The following is a 3,150-nucleotide window of genomic DNA, read 5'->3' as shown; positions in this document are numbered from 1 at the left end:
GATCTTCCAGGTCCTGCCCAGCGCAGTGCCCTGCGCGGCGGACGGGATGATGGTCTCCTCGCCGAGGGACTCGCCGAAGACGTTGAAGCCCACGGCCTGTTGCACGTAGGCGTTGCCGCCGCTGTAGGAGGTGGCGGTGGTGACGTGGCCGATGGGGTAGGTCATGCCGGAGACGGCGTTGTTGGCGTTGTCGTACACCCAGGCGGCGGTCTGGTTGCCGGGCGAGGTGGTGGAGCCGTAGGCCTGCTGCCCGGAGGTGGGGGCGGCGTACTCGGCGGTTTTGCGGTCGAGGGCGTCGTAGGTGTAGGAGACGGTCTTGCCGCGGGAGTCCTGGGTCTGCAGCAGGTTGCCGTCCGCGTCGTACACCATGGTCGAGGTGCCCGCGGTCGGGTCGTTCTTGGAGAGGGCCTCGCCGGCCAGGTCGTAGGTGCTGGTCCAGGTGTCGCCGCCCGCGTCGGTGACGGTGGACTGCTGGCCGTGGCCGTCGTAGCCGTACTTGGTGGCGCTGGTGGTGCCGCCGGTCAGGTAGAAGATTCCGGTGGCGGTGTTCGACGGCTTGGTCAGCGTGGGCGCGGAGGTGTACTCGTCCAGTTCGCTGGTGCGGCCGAGCGGGTCGGTGCGGGTGGTCTTGGTGACACCGCCGGCCGGGGGGATGACGGTGGTGGCGTCGCCGTTGTGGACCGTGGTGGTGGTCGAGACGACAGAGCCGTTCTTCTCGGAGGTGTCGTAGATCTGCCGGCCCAGTCCGTCGTAGGTGTACACGTCCTGGTCGGCGACCTGGTTGTCGGCCACCGACACCAGTTCCAGGGCGGGTGTGGTGACGGAGTCCCAGTAGTTGTTGTTCTGCTTCGCCGTCCAGCCGCGGGAGTCGTAGAGGGTGTCGTCGATCAGACGGCCGCCCTGCGGGGTGTAGGTCTGGGTCTGGCGGGTGCGGCCGAGGGAGTCCACAATGCTGACCGAGGTCAGGTAGCCGTTGTTGTCGTTGAGGGTGTTGACCACCACACCCGAGACGGAGCTGTCGGACAGTGTGTAGGTGTAGGTCTCGTTGGCCAGGGAGCTGGTGGCACGCGAGTCCTTCCACACCGAGGTGGTCCGCCCGAGTGCGTCGTAGTGGGTGGTGGTCACCACGTGGGCGGCGTCGGTCACGGTGAGGGCCAGACCCCGCTCCGGGTCGAACGTCTGGGACGTGGTGTGGGCGACGCCGCCCACGGTCGGTTCGGTGACGGTTTCACCAGTGGTGAGATAGGCGGAGTTGACCGTGTAGCTGGTCGTGGTGGTGTTGCCGTTGCCGTTGGTGGTGCTGGCCAGGCGGTGGTAGGTGTTGTCGTAGGTGTTCTGCGCCGTGGTACGCCAGGTGAAGGCGCCGGAGCTGTAGCCGGTGGCCTTGCGGGTCATGGTGACCAGGCCCACGGTGGGGGCCTTGGTCTGCGGGAAGGTCGTGGAGAAGGTGGTGTCGTCGTAGAACGTCCGGGTGGCGGAGACCACCTGGGCGGGGCGGCTGACGGTGGTCGGCGCGCCGAGCGTGTTCAAGCCGTCGGGTACGGAGCTGGGCGAGCCCTCGGTGAAGCCGGAGCAGGCCACCGAGTCCTTCTCGGTGCCGGCTGCCAGGCCGACCAGGTTCGCGCTGGTGTTGGCGGGGGCGTAGGTGGTGGCGGTGCACCGGTCGTGGTGGGAGTCGGCCGGGACCGTGTGCTCGTAGGTGTAGATCGGCAGACCGAAGTCGTCGTCCGAGGTGGAGGTGTCGTATGTCGTGTCGGTCTCGTTGTAGCGCCAGCTGATGGTGCCGCCGTCGGTCAGCCGCTGTCTCGTCCACTTCTCCGCGGTGCCGGTCATGTGCGCGGTCAGGGCGGGGAGCCCGCTGCGGGTGCGGGTCGCGGTGGCCGCGGAGATCCAGTACGAGTAGATGGTGGAGTGGTCGACTCCGCCGCCGTCGCCGAGGTAGGAGGTGGACTCCAGGGGCTTGCCGGCGAGTTGGTCGGAGTCGGTGTGGGAGCCGCCCTGGGAGTCGGTCAGCGACACACTGCGGGTGGAGGTGGACGACAGCCGGTCCCCGTCCATGCCCTGGTAGTAGGTGTCCACCTCTTTGGTCTTGGCGTCACCCGCGCCGTTGCCGGTGGTGGTGGTCACCTGCTGGTAGCCACGCCACTGGCCGTAGGTGCGGTACTTGGCCTTGGTGTTCTCGTCGTCGTCGTAGTGCCAGGCGGCGCCTGTGTAGGAGTAGTCGGTCTCCTTGGTGGCCGAGCCGCCGGTGGTGTCGGTCTCCAGCACCTGCTGGACGGCGTACTTGTTGAACCAGTCCAGCATGGGGCTGATGTAGCCGCTGGGGGTCCAGTACTCCGGGAAGCAGGAAGCGGTGTTCGACGAGGGGGTGGCCGAGGTCGAGCAGGCCTTCGGCAGTGTGTAGGAGACGCCGATGACCTCGCCGAGCTCGGTGGTGATCGAGGTGATCCGGTAGCGGAACAGTCCCGGGTAGGTGGAGGTGTCCACCCGGTTCTCCAGAGCCGAGCCGGCGAACTTCACCGGCGGCATGGCGACGGAGGAGGAGCCGCCGGCGGCCGTGTCGGAGCCGGTGCGCCGGATGGAGGACAGCCACAGCGTCGCGCTGGTCGCGTCCCCGGTCGACGGTTCGGTCTGGGTCAGTGCGTAGGAGTCGACCGTCACGTACGCGCTGGAGGCCGTCGAGTACTGCTCGGTGGTGATGGAGGTCAGGCGGACGGTGGAGAAGAAGGAGGGCGCGTGCGCACTGCAGGTCGTCCCGGAGTTACAGATGAGGTCATAGGGGACGTCGGGGTAGTAGGAGGCGTTGCTGGAGGTCTCGGAGCTGCCGCAGTTGGTGCTGGTGGAGGTGCAGCGCACCGAGGTGCCGTAGACGACCTTGTCGGGTACGGTGCCGTAGGGGCCGGTGGCGGTGGTGAAGCCGTAGTCGATGTGCGCCAGATGGGAGTCGCGCACGTACTTGACCTCGGAGGCTCCGTTGTAGGCGCCGTAGTAGTTGGTGTTCTGCGTGTAGTAGTACGCCATCGCGGCGCCGGTGGCCGTGGTGACGTAGTCCAGGTGCCACTTGTAGGCCATGGTGCAGTAGCTGCTGGAGGCCGTGGAGTTGTAGCAGGGGTCACCGGAGTGCGCGGCGTACACCCGTTCGGAGTCCAC

General features: G+C 67.5%; 1 protein-coding gene. It reads right to left on the bottom strand.

The annotated features are described in order from the left end of the window. Positions 1-3,150, bottom strand: a 3,150-nt coding sequence (locus H8R17_RS44920; protein WP_187828908.1) for an RHS repeat protein, incomplete at both ends; no start/stop codon positions are given.

Origin of the sequence: Streptomyces sp. TRM68367 (assembly GCF_014495685.1) — a bacterium.
Classification (GTDB): domain Bacteria; phylum Actinomycetota; class Actinomycetes; order Streptomycetales; family Streptomycetaceae; genus Streptomyces.
The sequence above is the reverse complement of the archived record's forward strand: the minus strand, read 5'-3'. Positions and strand labels throughout refer to the sequence as shown.